Source organism: Streptomyces sp. NPDC050161, from assembly GCF_044460025.1.
Taxonomy (GTDB): domain Bacteria; phylum Actinomycetota; class Actinomycetes; order Streptomycetales; family Streptomycetaceae; genus Streptomyces.
On sequence record NZ_JBITJM010000002.1, the window covers coordinates 428,446 to 444,589 of the forward strand.

Annotated in this window: 11 protein-coding genes; 10 read left to right on the forward strand and 1 reads right to left on the reverse strand. The window is 72.1% G+C overall.

Annotated elements, in window-relative coordinates:
• Positions 1-207: 207 nt before the first annotated feature.
• Genes mreC through rodA form a run of 4 tightly spaced genes read left to right on the forward strand, consistent with a single transcriptional unit; the run spans position 208 to position 5,259 of the window.
• Positions 208-1,140 (forward strand): rod shape-determining protein MreC, encoded by a 933-nt coding sequence (gene mreC, locus ACIBK8_RS05050; RefSeq protein ID WP_399040142.1) that lies wholly within the window; start codon positions 208-210, stop codon positions 1,138-1,140.
• Between the two features lie 3 nt (positions 1,141-1,143).
• Positions 1,144-1,866, forward strand: coding sequence for a rod shape-determining protein MreD (gene mreD, locus ACIBK8_RS05055; RefSeq protein WP_399040143.1), 723 nt, complete (start codon positions 1,144-1,146; stop codon positions 1,864-1,866).
• A gap of 40 nt (positions 1,867-1,906) precedes the next feature.
• The gene (gene mrdA, locus ACIBK8_RS05060; RefSeq protein ID WP_399040144.1) at positions 1,907-4,048 is read left to right on the forward strand and encodes a penicillin-binding protein 2; all 2,142 of its coding nucleotides are present in this window, start codon (positions 1,907-1,909) and stop codon (positions 4,046-4,048) included.
• A 29-nt stretch (positions 4,049-4,077) separates the two neighbouring features.
• The gene (gene rodA / locus ACIBK8_RS05065; protein WP_399040294.1) at positions 4,078-5,259 is read left to right on the forward strand and encodes a rod shape-determining protein RodA; all 1,182 of its coding nucleotides are present in this window, start codon (positions 4,078-4,080) and stop codon (positions 5,257-5,259) included.
• A 53-nt stretch (positions 5,260-5,312) separates the two neighbouring features.
• On the opposite strand, the gene ACIBK8_RS05070 is transcribed toward rodA, so the two are convergent.
• Positions 5,313-5,777 carry an ATP-binding protein gene (locus ACIBK8_RS05070; protein ID WP_399040145.1) on the reverse strand — a complete coding sequence of 155 codons (465 nt, stop codon included), beginning with the start codon at positions 5,775-5,777 and terminating at the stop codon, positions 5,313-5,315.
• A 199-nt stretch (positions 5,778-5,976) separates the two neighbouring features.
• Between ACIBK8_RS05070 and ACIBK8_RS05075 the strand changes: the two genes are divergently transcribed.
• The 6 genes from ACIBK8_RS05075 to ACIBK8_RS05100 all read left to right on the forward strand — a co-directional run bounded on the left by ACIBK8_RS05075 (position 5,977) and on the right by ACIBK8_RS05100 (position 16,080).
• Positions 5,977-7,524: a CHAD domain-containing protein gene (locus tag ACIBK8_RS05075; protein WP_399040146.1), complete on the forward strand. Its 1,548-nt coding sequence runs from the start codon at positions 5,977-5,979 to the stop codon at positions 7,522-7,524.
• 119 nt (positions 7,525-7,643) lie between these two features.
• Positions 7,644-9,566 carry a TIGR03960 family B12-binding radical SAM protein gene (locus ACIBK8_RS05080; protein WP_399040147.1) on the forward strand — a complete coding sequence of 641 codons (1,923 nt, stop codon included), beginning with the start codon at positions 7,644-7,646 and terminating at the stop codon, positions 9,564-9,566.
• 100 nt (positions 9,567-9,666) lie between these two features.
• Positions 9,667-10,230, forward strand: coding sequence for a GNAT family N-acetyltransferase (locus ACIBK8_RS05085; protein ID WP_399040150.1), 564 nt, complete (start codon positions 9,667-9,669; stop codon positions 10,228-10,230).
• Between the two features lie 42 nt (positions 10,231-10,272).
• A complete protein-coding gene (locus ACIBK8_RS05090; protein ID WP_399040151.1) occupies positions 10,273-11,040 on the forward strand; it encodes a hypothetical protein in 768 nt (255 codons plus the stop codon).
• Positions 11,041-11,289: 249 nt separating this feature from the next.
• A complete protein-coding gene (locus ACIBK8_RS05095) occupies positions 11,290-12,093 on the forward strand; it encodes a TIGR03936 family radical SAM-associated protein (protein ID WP_399040152.1) in 804 nt (267 codons plus the stop codon).
• A gap of 219 nt (positions 12,094-12,312) precedes the next feature.
• The gene (locus tag ACIBK8_RS05100; protein ID WP_399040153.1) at positions 12,313-16,080 is read left to right on the forward strand and encodes a ribonuclease E/G; all 3,768 of its coding nucleotides are present in this window, start codon (positions 12,313-12,315) and stop codon (positions 16,078-16,080) included.
• Positions 16,081-16,144 lie beyond the last annotated feature (64 nt).

Below are 16,144 nucleotides of genomic sequence, written 5' to 3' on the forward strand. Positions count from 1 at the left end.
TACGTCCGCGGCGGGCAGGCACCCTACAGGTGTCCGCCGCTGCGCGCGGCGGATCGCTGATATACAGGCACAACACCTCGAAAAAACCGGTGAGCTGACTCTTCACCACCAGTCACCGCGTACACAGGCACAACGCTCAACTCCCGAACGAGACCGGCGCGGGCCCGCAGCCGGCCGGTCCTACGAGGAAGGACACGGCCGCCGCACGTGAGGGACACACGAGAGAGCCGGCTGCTACTTGTGCTGCTGGTCGCGATCGCGTTCGCGTTGATCACGGTGGACATCCGCGGCGGCGAACAGTCCCCGCTCGACGGTGCCCGCCAGACCGCAGCTTCCGTCTTCGGCCCGGTCGAGAGCGGCGTCGCCGGCGCCGTCAACCCGGTGGGCAACGCCATAGGGGCCGTCCGCGACTCCGGCGAGCGGCACACCAGGATCAGCGCGCTGGAGCAGGAGAACGCCGCCCTGAAGGCGAAGCTCGGCTCGTCCGACCGCAACCGCAACCGCGCCGCCGAGCTGGACAAGATGCTCAAGACCGCCGGCACCGGCCAGTACGGCATCAAAGGCGCCCAGGTCATCGCCATCGGCGCCACCCAGGGCTTCTCCTGGACGGTCACCATCGACGCCGGCAGCCGCGACGGCATCGCCCGCGACATGACCGTGCTCAACGGCGACGGTCTTGTCGGGCGGGTCACCACCGTCGGCGCGTCGACCGCCACCATCCTGCTCGCCAACGACCCGGACTTCACCGTCGGCACCCGCATGGAGAAGACCAACGAGATCGGCTTCGCCACCGGCCAGGGCGGGCGCGCGCTGCGCGTCCAGCTCCTCAACGGCAAGGCGCCCGTGAAGAAGGGCGACCGGCTGGTCACCTTCGGCTCCAGCCAGGACAAGCCGTTCGTGCCCGGCGTGCCGGTCGGCCGGATCGTCAAGGTCGAGCCGTCCAACGGCGACCTGACCCGCACCGTCCAGGTCCGCCCCTACGTCACCTTCTCCCAGCTCGACGTCGTCGGCGTGGTCGTCCAGCCGCCGAGGGATGACCCGCGCGACACCGTCCTGCCGCCCAAGCCGGCGAAGCCCAAGCCGACGCCGACGGTCACCGTCACCGCCACGCCCTCCGCGAGCGTCTCTCCCAGGAGCTGACCGATGCGCATCAACCGGATCCTGCTCGCGACCCCGCTGGTGGTCGTCGCCCTGGTCATCCAGGTCAGCATTCTCGCCAGGCTCCAACTGCCCGGCGCCGTACCGGACTTGCTCCTCCTGGTGGTCGTCGGCCTGGCCCTGGTCTACGGCCATGTCGGCGGCGCCCTGGTCGGCTTCGCCGCCGGACTCGTCGCGGACCTGGCGCCCCCGTCCGACCACGCCATCGGCCGCTACGCCCTGGTGCTCTGCATCGTCGGCTACGCCGTCGGCCTGACCCGCCCCGAACACGGCAGGCACCGCTCGGCGACCGTCCCGCTGCTGGCGGTGCTCGGGGCCGCGATCGGCTCGACGCTGCTCTACGCGGGTGTCGGCGCCCTCGTCGGCGACACCGCGGCCCGGCACGTCGGCGTCGGCGGCCTGGTCCTCAGCGCCACCGTCTACGACCTGCTGCTCGCGCCGTTCACCGTCCCCGTCGTGATGGCCCTGGCCCGCCGCACGGAAGGCGAACCGCTGACCGGCGACGGGTCGGGCACGTCCGGCACATCGGTCGCCGGGCGGGAGGCCGCGTACGGCTGGCTGACCACCGGCACCGGCTTCAAGGCGAGCCGCAACAGCATGAAGGCGGGCCGGGCGCCGAAGCAGTCCCGGATGGGCGGCCGGGGCGGCGTGCTGGGCAGATCGGCCCGGAACAAGGCCGCGCGCATCAAGGGGGTCAAGCGGCTGTGAGCGACCGACTGCCGCACGGCCGAGGCAAGCAGGAGGGGCGATGAGCAACATTCCTGAGACCGGCCGGACCTCCCGCGTCACGGTCCGGCTCGTCGCGATCCAGATCCTGGTCTTCTCGCTGCTGCTCACCCTGGGCGGCCGGCTCTGGTACCTCCAGATCCGCAACGGCGATGAGTACGCGAACGAGGCGAAGAGCAACCACGTCCAGCAGGTCGTCGACCCCGCCACCCGCGGCGCCATCCTCGACGCCCGCGGGGTGCCGCTCGCCGACAACCAGACCCGCCTGGTCGTCTCGGCCAGCCGTACCGAACTGCTGAAGATGAAGGACGACGGGAAGGCCGTCCTGGGCCGCCTCTCGAAGGTCCTGGGCATGTCCGAGCAGGAGATCCGCAACAAGGTCAGGCTCTGCGACGCCAAGACCCCGCAGCCCTGCTGGAACGGCTCCCCGTACCAGCCCATCCCGATCACGGACGAGGCCACCACCCAGCAGGCACTCCAGATCCGCGAGCGGACCGAGGACTTCCCCGGCATCAGCGCCGAACCCACCGCCGTCCGCCGCTACGCCGCCCCCGGCGACGCCAGGACCGCCCAGGTGCTCGGCTACCTCTCGCCGGTCACCGACGAGGAGATCAAGAAGGCCGAGAACAGCAACTCGCCGCTGCTGCGCTCCGACCAGATCGGCCGCTCGGGTCTGGAGCGGACCTACGACAGCGCGCTGCGCGGCAAGGCCGGTGTCACCCGCTACGAGGTCGACAACCTCGGCCGGGTCATCGGCAAGGCCGAGAACGACCCGGCCGTACCGGGCTCCAACGTCGTCACCAGCATCGACGCCCGGGTGCAGGCCGTCACGGAGAAGGAACTCGACCAGGCGATGAAGGACTCCCGCAAGGAGTTCGACAAGATCACCGGCCGTAACTACAAGGCCGACTCCGGGGCCGCGGTCGTCATGGAGGCGAAGACCGGCAGGGTGGTGGCGATGGCCTCCAGCCCGGCCTACGACCCCAACGCCTGGGTCGGCGGGATCAGCGGCAAGGACTACGCCCACCTGACCGGCAAGGACTCCAACTACCCGCTGCTCAACCGCGCGACGCAGGGTCAGTCGGCCCCCGGCTCCATCTTCAAGGTCATCTCGACCTCGGCGGCCGTCAACGCCGGCTACCCGTTCAACGGCCACTATCCCTGCACCAGTGCCATGAACATCGGCGGCCAGACCTTCAAGAACTTCGAGTCCGAGAACTTCGGCCCGATCAGCCTCGGCCGGGCGCTCGAGGTCTCCTGCGACACGGTCTTCTACGGCCTCGCCTACCAGCAGTGGCAGAAGGACGGCGGCAACAAGCCCAAGAGCAACGCCGCCGACTGGTTCTACAAGACCGCCCACCAGTTCGGCCTCGGCAAGAAGACCGGCATCGACCTCCCCGACGAGGTCAGCGGCCGGGTGCCGGACCGCAGCTGGAAGAAGAACTACTGGGAGGCCAACAAGGACGGCTGGTGCGCGCAGGGTGAGCACGGCGACGACTACGTCTCCAAGATCGCCAAGGAGAACTGCGAGTCCGGCATGAAGATGCGCGCCGGTGACTCCGTCAACTACTCCATCGGCCAGGGCGACACCCTCGTCACCCCGATCCAGATGGCGACGATCTACGGGGCCATCGCCAACGGCGGCACCCTCCACGACCCGACCATCGGCAAGGCCGTCATCAGCCCCGACGGCAAGAGCATCCAGAAGATCGCGCCGAAGGCGCACGGCAAGCTCCCCGACACCCCCAAGACGCTCCAGCAGATCGACTCGGCGCTCGCGGGTGTGGCCACCCGCGGCACCGCGGCCTGGCGCTTCCAGGGCTGGCCGCAGGACAAGATCCCGATGCACGCCAAGACCGGTACCGCGGAGGTCTACGGCAAGCAGACGACCTCCTGGTTCGCGACGTACACCAAGGACTACACCGTCGTCATGACCATCTCCCAGGGTGGTACGGGATCCGGCGCATCGGGCCCGGCGGTGCGCAAGATCTACAACGCGCTCTACGGCGTCGACGACAAGGGCGGGATCGACAAGAAGGCCGCCCTGCTGCCCGTCCCGCAGGCCGGGCTCCCCAAGATCGAGCGCGACGGCACGATCCAGGCCCAGCCCATCAAGCCGGTGGCGCAGACGCTGCCGGACGAGGCGGGGAGGGAAGAGCAGTGACGACGAGTCCCACATCCCGGACGTTCAGCATCCGCCGCTACACGCCCGAACTCGGCACCTGGGGAAAGATCACCGCGCGCGACTCGGTGGTCCGCAAGCTGGACTGGATACTGCTGCTGTCGTGCGTGGCGCTGTCACTGATCGGCGCGGTCCTGGTGTTCTCCGCGACCCGCAACCGCACCGAGCTGAACCACGGTGACCAGTACTACTTCTTCCTGCGGCACCTGCTGAACACCGGCATCGGCATCGCCCTCGCGGCCGGCACCATCTGGCTCGGCCACCGCACGCTGCGCGGCGCGATCCCGGTCCTCTACGGCCTGTCGGTGGTGCTGGCGCTGCTCGTCCTGACGCCGCTCGGCTCCACCATCAACGGCTCGCGCTCCTGGCTGGCGATCCCCGGCGGCTTCTCGCTCCAGCCCGCCGAATTCGCCAAGATCACCATCGCGCTCGGGATGGCGATGATCCTGGCGGCCAGGGTCGACGCGGGGGACCGCCCGCACCCCGACCACCGCACCGTCGTCCAGGCGCTCGGTCTCGCGGCCGTCCCCGTCGCCGTCATCATGCTGATGCCGGACCTCGGCTCGGTCATGGTGCTGGGCGCCATCATCCTCGGCGTGCTGCTCTCGTCCGGCGCGTCCAACCGCTGGATCCTCGGCCTCCTGGGCACCGGCGTCGTCGGCTGCCTCGCCATCTGGCAGCTCCAGCTGCTCGACGAGTACCAGATCGCCCGCTTCGCCGCCTTCGCCAACCCGAGCCTCGACCCGGCGGGTGTCGGCTACAACACCAACCAGGCGAGGATCGCCATCGGCGGCGGCGGGCTCACCGGCTCCGGCCTCTTCCACGGCAGCCAGACCACCGGGCAGTTCGTCCCCGAGCAGCAGACCGACTTCATCTTCACGGTCGCCGGCGAGGAGCTGGGCTTCCTGGGCGCGGGCCTGATCATCGTCCTGCTCGGCGTGGTCCTGTGGCGCGCCTGCCGGATCGCCAGGGAGACGGGCGAGCTGTACGGCACGATCGTCGCCGCCGGCATCATCGCGTGGTTCTCCTTCCAGGCTTTCGAGAACATCGGGATGACCCTCGGGATCATGCCGGTCACCGGCCTGCCGCTGCCGTTCGTGTCCTACGGCGGTACGTCGATGTTCGCCGTCTGGATCGCCATAGGGCTGTTGCAGTCGATCCGCGTGCAACGGCCGGTGTCGGCCTCGCGCTGACGCCGCATCCGCTCGGGCTCGGGCCCGGATCCGCTATCGGGTCCGGGCCCGTCTCAATGGGTGTGCAGCTCGAACCACAGCCGGGTGGTCGGCGAGGCGTCCCGGGGCGCGGTGGTGCCCCAGGCGTCGGCGAGGCGGCCGAACAGCAGCGGGCCGAGGTCCGTCGGGCGGTCTTCGGCGGCGGACAGCCACACCGGTGAGACGGCCGCGGCCGGACGAGGAACGGTTCTGCCCGGCTCGCCGTGCACGCTGATCCGTACGCCGTGGGCGCAGGTCAGGACGCGCAGCAGCAGGCCGTCGGAGCCGGGGACGAGGAGTGAGCGGGTGACCGCCTCCGAGGTGAGCAGCACCGCGGTGTCCAGGAGCGGTGCCGGGCCGGTGCGGCGCAGCGTGGCGCGGACGAAATCGCGGGCGAGTTTCGCCGTGGCGGGGGCGCTCGGTGCGAGCAGCAGATGCGGGCGGGCGCCGGCCGAGACGCGGACGGGTGTCCGGTCGGCGGCTGCGGTGCGTGGATGCACGGGTGTCTCCCTCCCCGGAGGGGTCGAGTGAGCGCCGAAAGACCACCCTGCGTGGGTGACTGGTAACACAGCGTAATTCACCGTGTGCCGTGCGTGCCATTCGCTCTCCTGGACGCGTCATCCCTCGGGGGTGGCCGCCCCTGGCGTACGCCCCGGGCGACCTCTGGCGGGTATCGGCACATCTGGCTAGATTCGATGCATGGCGGACACCGTGCGAGAAATCGAGCGGAAGTACGCGGCCACGGATCGCACCGGACTCCCCGACCTGACCGCGGTGCACGGGGTCGCCGCCGTCGTCGAGAAGGAGCCGGAGAGCCTCGACGCCACCTACTACGACACCGCCGCCCTGTGCCTGGCCGCACACGGCATCACGCTGCGGCGGCGCACCGGCGGCCACGACCCCGGCTGGCACCTGAAGCTGCCGGTGGGGCCATACGTACGCGACGAGATCCAGGCGCCGCCCGCCGTCCAGCTGCCCCGCGAGCTGGCCGGGCTCGTCCGCTCGCGGGTGCGCGGCGCCGTACTGGTGCCCGTCGTGCGGCTGCGGACCCGGCGCGTGCGGCGGCAGCTCATCGACGGTGACGGCGTGGTGCTGGCGGAGGTCGCGGTGGACACGGTGCGCGCGGAGCGGCCCGGCGGGGCGGGCGAGGCCGTCGCCTGGACCGAGATCGAGGTGGAGGCGGCGGCCGGCGCAGGTCCAGGGCTGCTGGACGCGGTGGACGCCTGCCTGGCCGACGGCGGAATCCGGCGCGGCGACGCCCCGTCCAAGCTCGCCCGCGCCCTGGCGGGTACCGGCCTCGGGGCGCGTCAGGGGGAGTCGCCCGGAGCGGAGCGGCGGAAGGGCGGCCGGTCCGCCGCCCCTCCGACCGCAGGTGACGTCGTGCTGGCCTACGCGCGCGAGCAGGTGCGGGAGATCGTCGCGCTGGATCCCGCGGTGCGGCGCGAACTGCCCGACGCGGTGCACCGGATGCGGGTCGCGACGCGCCGCCTGCGCAGCACGTTCCGCTCCTACCGTGCGGTGCTCGACCGGACGGTGACCGAACCGGTCGGCGTCGAACTGCGGTGGCTGGCAGGGGAGTTGGGTGCCGACCGGGACCGCGAGGTGCTCGCCGCGCGGATCCGGGACGGGCTGGCGGCGCCGGGCGGACCGCCGTGCGCCGGGCCGGTGCGCGACCGGGTCGACGCGTGGTCGCGTGCCCGCCGGAGCGGCGCGCGGCGGCGGGTCGTCGCGGTACTCGACGGGCAGCGCTACCTGGCGCTCCTGGACACCCTGGACGGGCTGCTCGCCGACCCGCCGCTGCGCAAGGCGGCCGGCAAGGCACCGCGCAAGGTGCTGACGAAGGCCGTCCGCAAGGACTTCGGGCGGCTGGCCCGCCGGATGGCCGCCTCGCCCGCCGCGCCGGCCGGGGAGCAGCGGGATCTGGCGCTGCACGCGGCGCGCAAGGCCGCCAAGCGGGCGCGGTACGCGGCGGAGGCGGCACGCCCGGCCCTGGGCGGACGTGCCGGGCGCTTCGCCCGCCGGATCGCCACCCTGCAGCAGCTGCTGGGCGACCACCACGACAGCGTGATGGCCCGCGAGGCGCTGCGTGAACTGGCCGCGGCGGCGCAGGAAGCGGGGGAGAGCGGATTCACGTTCGGGGTGCTCCACGGCCGCGAGGAGGCGGTGGCCGCGGACCGCGAGCGGGAGCTGCCCGCCCGGTGGGCGAAGGCCGCGCGGGCCGCCCGCCGCCTGGGCCTGACGGGCTGACGGCGCCGTCCGCGGTGACCCGGAGCGCACCGCCGATCACCCCGGGCACACGTCAGGGACGCCCCCGCGGGCACGTTAGGCTTGAGGGTCACCCCTGCCCGTCGACGAAAGATCCCGCGATGCCTGTCGAGTCGGTCTTCCCTCGCCTGGAGGCCCTCCTCCCGCATGTCCAGAAGCCGATTCAATACGTCGGCGGCGAGCTGAACTCCACGGTCAAGGAGTGGGACGACTGCGATGTCCGCTGGTCGCTCATGTACCCGGACGCGTACGAGGTCGGTCTCCCCAACCAGGGCGTCATGATCCTTTACGAGGTCCTCAACGAGCGTGAAGGCGTGCTCGCCGAGCGCACGTACAGCGTGTGGCCCGACCTCGAAGCGCTGATGCGCGAGCACGACGTGCCGCAGTTCACCGTCGACGCGCACCGCCCGGTCAGCGCCTTCGACGTGCTCGGCGTCTCCTTCTCCACCGAGCTGGGGTACACCAACCTCCTCACCGCCCTCGACCTGTCCGGCATCCCGATCGAGGCCAAGGACCGTACGGAGGATCACCCGCTGATCCTCGCGGGCGGCCACGCGGCCTTCAATCCGGAGCCGATCGCGGACTTCCTGGACTGCGCGGTCGTCGGTGACGGCGAGCAGGCGGTGCTGGAGATCACCGACATCATCCGCGCCTGGAAGGCCGAGGGCCGTCCCGGCGGCCGTGACGAGCTGCTGTTCCGCCTCGCGAAGACCGGCAGCGTCTACGTCCCCAAGTTCTACGACGTGGAGTACCTCGCCGACGGGCGGATCTCGCGCGTCGTGCCGAACCGCTCCGGCGTCCCGTGGCGGGTGTCCAAGCACACCGTCATGGACCTGGACGAGTGGCCCTACCCCAAGCAGCCGCTCGTCCCCCTGGCCGAGACCGTCCACGAACGGATGTCGGTCGAAATCTTCCGTGGCTGCACCCGCGGCTGCCGTTTCTGCCAGGCAGGCATGATCACGCGTCCCGTACGGGAGCGAAGCATCACCGGCATCGGCGAGATGGTGGACAAGGGGCTGAAGGCCACGGGATTCGAGGAGGTCGGCCTGTTGTCGCTGTCCTCCGCGGACCACACCGAGATCGGCGAGGTGGCGAAGGGCCTCGCCGACCGGTACGAAGAGGACAAGATCGGTCTGTCGCTGCCGTCGACCCGCGTCGACGCCTTCAACATCGATCTTGCCAACGAGCTGACGCGCAACGGCCGTCGCTCGGGACTGACCTTCGCCCCCGAGGGCGGCTCGGAGCGCATCCGCAAGGTCATCAACAAGATGGTCTCGGAAGAGGACCTGATCAGGACCGTCTCCACCGCCTACGGCAACGGCTGGCGGCAGGTGAAGCTGTACTTCATGTGCGGCCTGCCCACCGAGACCGACGAAGACGTCCTCCAGATCGGCGACATGGCGGTCAACGTCATCGCCGAGGGCCGCAAGGCGTCCGGGCAGAACGACATCCGCTGCACGGTCTCCATCGGCGGCTTCGTCCCCAAGCCGCACACGCCGTTCCAGTGGGCCCCGCAGCTCTCCGCCGAGGAGACCGACGCCCGGCTGACCAAGCTGCGCGACAAGATCCGCGGCGACAAGAAGTACGGCCGCTCCATCGGCTTCCGCTACCACGACGGCAAGCCCGGCATCGTCGAGGGCCTGCTCTCCCGCGGTGACCGCCGCGTCGGCTCGGTCATCCGCGCCGTCTACGAGGGCGGCGGCCGTTTCGACGGCTGGCGCGAGCACTTCTCCTACGACCGCTGGATGAAGGCGGCCGAGGAGACACTGCCCGGCTTCGGCGTCGACGTCGCCTGGTACACCACCCGCGAGCGCACGTACGAGGAGGTCCTGCCCTGGGACCACCTCGACTCCGGTCTCGACAAGGACTGGCTCTGGGAGGACTGGCAGGACGCACTCGACGAGACCGAGGTCGAGGACTGCCGCTGGACCCCGTGCTTCGACTGCGGCGTGTGCCCGCAGATGGACACCGAGATCCAGATCGGCCCGACCGGCAAGAAGCTGCTGCCGCTGTCGGTGAAGTGATCCCCTCGTGAGGGCCAAGTAGCCCTTGGGTAACGGCAGTTCGGCCCGGCCACCGTCAATGCGGTGGCCGGGCCGACGTCTGTGCGGACACACTGGTGCGATGCCGCAGCTCATCGCACCCACGGTCCGCGTACAGGCGTCCTTCCTCCAGGCCATGGCGGAGTTCCGCGCCGAGGGCAGAGGCGGGGACGACGACGGCTCGGCGGTGGCCAGGGAGATCCGGGCGTACGCCGACCGGTGGCACGACCCCGCCGTCTTCGCCGAATACACCGCCTGGCTGCGCTCCATGACCGAGGAGAAGACCGCCGTGGCGCTCGGGTACGTCCCCTGCGACACCTTCTGGTACGTCGAAGGCGACACCTACCTGGGACGCCTCGGCCTGCGCCACCGGCTCAACGACTTCCTGTTCGAGTACGGCGGCCACATCGGCTACGACGTACGCCCCACCGCCCGCCGCCGCGGGCACGCCACCGCGATGCTCGCCGCCGCACTGCCGCCGGCCCGCGCGCGCGGCCTCGACCAGGTGCTGGTCACCTGCGATGCGGACAACGTGCCCTCCCGTAAGGTCATCGAGTCGTGCGGCGGCGTGTTCGACGACCGCCGCGGGGCCAAGCTCCGCTACTGGGTGCCCACGGGCCGCCCGGAGGAGCGTCCGCGCAGGTGAGAAACGTGATCGTCAAGAAGTGAAGGGCCGGGGGAGCAGCGCATGGCATACGGGGGCGACCACACGCGAGGGCCGGTGGCGGGCCGTCAGGGGCCGCCGGCGGGCGGGGACGGCTGCTGCCTCGCCCAGCTGATCAAGATTCCGTTGCTGATCGTGCTGGTGCCGCTGCGCCTGCTGTGGGAAGCGCTGTGCTGGATCGGCCGGGCCGTGATCGCGCCGGTGGCGCGCTGGATCCACCGGTGGATCCTGGCACCCGTGGGACGGGCGATCGCCTGGCTGGCGCACTACCTGATCGTGGTGCCGGTGGCGTTCCTGGTGCGGTACCTGCTGGTGGTGCCGGCGCTCTGGATCCACCGGTGGATCCTCACCCCGGTGGGCAGGGCGATCGCCTGGCTGGTGCACCACCTCGTCGTCGTGCCGGTCGCGTTCCTCGTGCGCTATCTGCTCGTGGTGCCCGCGCAGTGGGCCTACCGGTGGATCCTGACGCCCCTCGGGCACGCGCTGGCCGCGCTGTTCCGCTGGCTCGTGGTGATCCCGGCCGTCGCGCTGTGGGAGTACGTGCTGTGGCCGGTCCTGCGCGCCGTCGGATCGGTGCTCGCGTCCTGCTGGCGGATCGCCGGGCGGGTGGCGCGGGCGGTCGGCCGCATCCTGGCGACGCTGTGGCGGTGGCTGGTCGTCGCGCCGCTGCGCTGGACCTACCGCTGGGTGTGCACTCCGGTGGGCCACGCGATCCGGGCGGTGTGCGGCCCGCCCCTGCGGGCGGCCCGCGATGCGGCCCGGGAGGTCGGCAGGGCGCTCTTCGGGGCGTAGGTCCTGCCGCGGGTACCGCCGGGGTGGTGGGACCGGCGGGAACCGCAGTGCCACAGGACGCGTACTCTGGGAGACGGTCCGGTTGTGAACCGTCTCCGCCGAGGCGGCGGTGACCCGGGCCGGACGGCGCGGTGAAAGCGCCGGTCCGAACGTTCCCCGCACCGCGGGGGTGGCCACACCGGCCGCTTGATACAAGGAGAAGTAGCACTGGGCAAGCGACAGCCCGAAGGCCCGCCGCCCGCACCGGCGGTGCAGCGCATTCGTCTGCGCTACACCAAGCGCGGCCGCCTCCGGTTCACCAGCCACCGCGACTTCCAGCGCGCTTTCGAGCGGGCGCTGCGCCGCGCCGAGATCCCCATGGCCTATTCGGCGGGCTTCTCGCCGCACCCCAAGGTGTCGTACGCCAACGCCGCCCCGACGGGTACCGGCAGCGAGGCCGAATACCTGGAGATCCAGCTCGCCCAGCACCGCGATCCGCAGAAGGTGCGCGAACTGCTGGACGCTTCGCTTCCGGCCGGGCTCGATGTGACCGACGCCGTCGAGGCGCGGACCAGCGGGCTGGCCGACCGGTTGCAGGCCTCGGTGTGGGAGATGCGGCTCGAAGGCGTCGACCCGGCGGCGGCGGAACAGGCCGTCGAGGCGTTCCTCGCCGCGGGTGAGGTGCAGGTCGAGCGCCGTACGAAGAACGGCATGCGGGCCTTCGACGCGCGTGCCGCGGTGGCCCGTCTGGAAGCTTCCGCAGATGAGTGCGATAGGCCCGACGGCAAAGCCTGTGCGATACTGCGGCTGGTTGTTCGGCATTTGACACCTGCCGTTCGACCCGACGACGTCCTGTCCGGCCTCCGAGCTACGGCCGACCTGGCGCCGCCGGTCCCCGCAGCGGTGACCAGGCTGGCGCAGGGGCTGCTCGATGAGGAGACCGGCGCGGTGACTGACCCGCTAGCGCCCGACCGCGACGCTGCCACGGCCGCCCCACCCACGGCCGCCGGGCAGAGTGCCGCGAAGGCGCCGAGTGGGGCCTCCCCGGCGAATTCCGGGGAAGGTACTGCGTAGGAGCGCCGTCGTCGCGTCGCCGATCAACCAGGGAGCCACCCCGGTGCGGCAGACGCACTGACCAGGAGACTTTCGCCGGTCCCCGACCTACGGGCCCGGCGAGCGAGACGACAGCTCCCGTGCGGCGCCCGCGCCCCGGACTGCGGAACCGCGCACATTACGCGGTCCGCGGCCGGAATCAGGCCCGGCGCCCGGGAGCGTGACGGGAGAACCGCCCGCATGCTCGAGCCCATTGAGCCCACCGAATCCACGCAGTCCGCGGACCGTGGTGCCGACGACAACAATTCCCCCAGCGACACCCTGCCGCCGCGCCGCAGGCGCCGTGCGGCATCCCGGCCCGCGGGCCCGCCGACCGGCAACGCCGGTACGGTCACGGCCGTGAGCGCCGATGCCGAGGCCGCAGCACCGCAGGAGGCGGCCACCGCGGCAGCCGTCAGCTCAGGCGACGACGCGGCTCCGGCCCGTCCGCGCCGCCGCGCCACCCGCAAGGTGTCGGCACCGGCCGGCCCCCCGCAGAGCGCCGCGGAGCAGGCCCCGGCCGCGGACGCCGCACCGGCCGATGACGAGGCGCCGCGCGCCCGTACCCGCCGCCGTGCGACCCGTAAGGCCACCGCGCCCGCCGGTGCGCCGCAGACCGCCGCCGAGACCCCGGCCGCCGTCGAGGCTCCGGCCGCGGAGCCCGAGGCGGAGGCCGTCGAGGCGCCCGCGGCGGAGCCCGCCGTCGCCGATGAGGCGCCCGCCCGACCCCGTCGCCGTGCCACCCGTAAGGCCACCGCTCCGGCCGGTGCGCCGCGTGGTGCCGCCGACGAGGCCGTGGCCGTCGTGCCCGCGGACGAGCCCGCGCCCCGGCAGGAGGCCGAGGAGAGCCCGGCGCCCGCCGAAGAGGCCAAGCCCGTACGCGGTCGCCGTCGCGCGACCCGCAAGGTGACCGCTCCGGCCGGTGCGCCGCAGGAGGCGGAGGAGAGCGCGCAGGCGCCGGCCGCCGCGCAGGAGGAGCCCGAGGCACCCAAGCGGCGTGCGCGCCGCCGTGGCGAGCGGGCCGCCGAGCCCGTCGCTGAGGCACCGGCCGCCGAGGAGCAGCCCGTGAAGGAGGCGCCCGCCCGTGGCCGCCGCCGCGCGCAGCGTCCGCCGACAGCCGTCTTCCAGGCGCCGGTGTTCACCGAGCCGATGTTCCAGACCCCGGAGAGCGCTGCCGCTGCCGCCGCCGCGGCGCGTCAGGAGGCGGAGGCGGCCGAGTCCGAGCAGCCCCGCGAGGAGCAGCCGCAGGCCGTATCCCGCAAGCGCCGCCGCCGTGGCGAGCGCCCCGAGCCCGAGCCGGTGGCCGCCGCCCCGGCGCCGGCCGAGCCGGAGGCCGTGGCCGTCGTCGAGGAAGAGGAGCCCGAGGAGGAGGTCGAGCAGCGCGAGAACGGCCCCGACGAGGAGTCGGGCGACCGTCCCTCGCGCCGCCGCCGCCGTGGTGGCCGCCGCCGTCGCCGCGGTGAGTCCGCCGACGCGGACGAGCAGGCCGCCGACGGCCGTACCGCCGAGCCGCGGGAGACCGCGGAGGCCGAGGCCGAGGCCGAGGAAGAGGCCGCCGCCGATGAGCAGGGCGGTGAGGACGACGACCACACCGGTGGCGGGTCCAGCAGCAGTCGCCGTCGCCGTCGCCGCCGTCGTCGCAGCGGTGACGCCGGTGAGGCCGAGGGCGCCGCGAACGGTGACGACCCCGAGCGCACCGTCGTCAAGGTCCGCGAGCCGCGCAAGAAGGACGAGTCGACCAGCGCCGACGAGGTGCAGTCGATCAAGGGCTCGACGCGTCTGGAGGCCAAGAAGCAGCGCCGCCGTGAGGGGCGCGAGCAGGGCCGCCGCCGGGTGCCGATCATCACCGAGGCGGAGTTCCTGGCGCGCCGCGAGGCCGTCGAGCGGGTCATGGTGGTCCGCCAGAGCGGCGAGCGCACCCAGATCGGCGTGCTGGAGGACGACGTCCTCGTCGAGCACTTCGTCAACAAGGAGCAGTCGACGTCGTACGTCGGCAACGTCTACCTCGGCAAGGTGCAGAACGTCCTGCCGTCGATGGAGGCCGCCTTCGTCGACATCGGCAAGGGCCGCAACGCCGTCCTGTACGCGGGTGAGGTCAACTTCGAGGCGCTGGGCATGGCCAACGGGCCGCGCCGCATCGAGACCGCGCTGAAGTCGGGCCAGTCGGTGCTGGTGCAGGTCACCAAGGACCCGATCGGCCACAAGGGCGCCCGGCTCACCAGCCAGGTCTCGCTGCCCGGCCGCTACCTCGTCTACGTGCCCGAGGGCTCGATGACGGGCATCAGCCGCAAGCTCCCGGACACCGAGCGGGCCCGGCTGAAGCAGATCCTCAAGAAGATCGTCCCCGAGGACGCGGGTGTCATCGTGCGCACCGCGGCCGAGGGCGCGAGCGAGGACGAGCTGGCGCGCGACGTCCAGCGGCTCCAGGCGCAGTGGGAAGAGATCCAGAAGAAGGCCAAGAGCGGCAGCTCCAGCGCGCCGACGCTGCTCTACGGCGAGCCGGACATGACCGTCCGGGTCGTCCGCGACATCTTCAACGAGGACTTCTCCAAGGTCATCGTCAGCGGCGATGACGCCTGGGAGACCATCCACGGCTATGTCGCGCACGTCGCGCCCGACCTCACCGACCGTCTGCAGAAGTGGACTTCGGACGTCGACGTCTTCGCGACGTACCGCATCGACGAGCAGCTGATGAAGGCGCTCGACCGCAAGGTCTGGCTGCCCAGCGGCGGTTCGCTGGTGATCGACAAGACCGAAGCGATGGTCGTGATCGACGTCAACACCGGGAAGTTCACCGGTCAGGGCGGCAATCTTGAGGAGACCGTCACCAGGAACAACCTGGAGGCGGCCGAGGAGATCGTGCGGCAGCTGCGGCTGCGGGACCTCGGCGGCATCGTCGTCATCGACTTCATCGACATGGTGCTGGAGTCCAACCGGGACCTCGTGCTGCGGCGGATGCTGGAGTGCCTGGGCCGGGACCGTACGAAGCACCAGGTGGCCGAGGTGACCTCGCTGGGTCTGGTGCAGATGACCCGTAAGCGGGTCGGCCAGGGCCTGCTGGAGTCGTTCTCCGAGCCCTGCGTGCACTGCAACGGCCGTGGCGTCATCGTCCACATGGACCAGCCGACCTCCGTCGGTGGCGGCGGCAAGCGCAAGAAGAAGGGCAAGGGCGGCAACGGCGAGCGGCACGAGCACCACGAGCCGGCCGTCGAGCAGCCGGTGGCCGAGCCGGCCGCCGAGGAGGCGCAGGAGCTGGAGCCCGCGCCGGTGACCGAGGCGGAGCTGCAGCCCGCGGTGGCCGACGCCGACGAGTGGTTCGGCAGCCCGGCGGAGGCCGAGGCAGCCGCCGGACGGGTCCGTGGCCGTCGCCGTGCGAGCCGGAAGGCGTCCGCTCCCGCGGGCGCGCCGAAGGCGGCCGAGGCCGCGGCGATCGTGGTGCCGGCCGCCGAGCCGGTGGCCGAGCAGGCCCCGGAGCCGGAGCCTGAGCCCGTCGAGGTGCCCGCAGCGGCGGAGCCCGCACCGGCCCGTCCGCGTCGCCGTGCGACCCGTAAGGCGACCGCTCCCGCGGGCTCGCCGCAGGTCGCCGACGCGGGGACGGTCGTGGTGAGCGCCCCGGAGCAGGCCGCTGAGCCCGCGCCTGAGCCGGCTGCCGAGGTGCCCGCAGAGGGCGCCGAGGCCGCCTCCGATGAGGCGGCACAGCCCGCGAAGAAGACGGCGAAGAAGGCGGTCCGCAAGACGGCAGCCAAGAGCGCCGCCACCAAGACCGCGGCGAAGAAGACCGCGGCGAAGACGGCGACGGCCAAGAAGACGGCGGCGAAGAAGACCACCACCGCCAAGAAGACCGCCGCGAAGAAGACGACGACGGCCAAGAAGACCACGGCCAAGAAGACGACGAAGGCGGCGGCCAAGAAGACCGCTGCCGCCGAGCAGCCCGCGCTGCCGTCGGTTTCCGCCGCCGCGGAGGACTGAGCACCTCAGGGTGCCGGGCAAACCGCGCCCCGGGTCGGGTGACCCGGGGCCGGTTTGACCCCCT

Bases quoted from the DNA above. Each gene is read 5' to 3' on its own strand.
- mreD (WP_399040143.1), top strand. From the start codon at position 1,144: ATGCGCATCAACCGGATCCTGCTCGCGACCCCGCTGGTGGTCGTCGCC.
- mrdA (WP_399040144.1), top strand. From the start codon at position 1,907: ATGAGCAACATTCCTGAGACCGGCCGGACCTCCCGCGTCACGGTCCGG.
- ACIBK8_RS05075 (WP_399040146.1), top strand. From the start codon at position 5,977: ATGGCGGACACCGTGCGAGAAATCGAGCGGAAGTACGCGGCCACGGAT.
- ACIBK8_RS05080 (WP_399040147.1), top strand. From the start codon at position 7,644: ATGCCTGTCGAGTCGGTCTTCCCTCGCCTGGAGGCCCTCCTCCCGCAT.
- ACIBK8_RS05085 (WP_399040150.1), top strand. From the start codon at position 9,667: ATGCCGCAGCTCATCGCACCCACGGTCCGCGTACAGGCGTCCTTCCTC.
- ACIBK8_RS05090 (WP_399040151.1), top strand. From the start codon at position 10,273: ATGGCATACGGGGGCGACCACACGCGAGGGCCGGTGGCGGGCCGTCAG.
- ACIBK8_RS05100 (WP_399040153.1), top strand. From the start codon at position 12,313: ATGCTCGAGCCCATTGAGCCCACCGAATCCACGCAGTCCGCGGACCGT.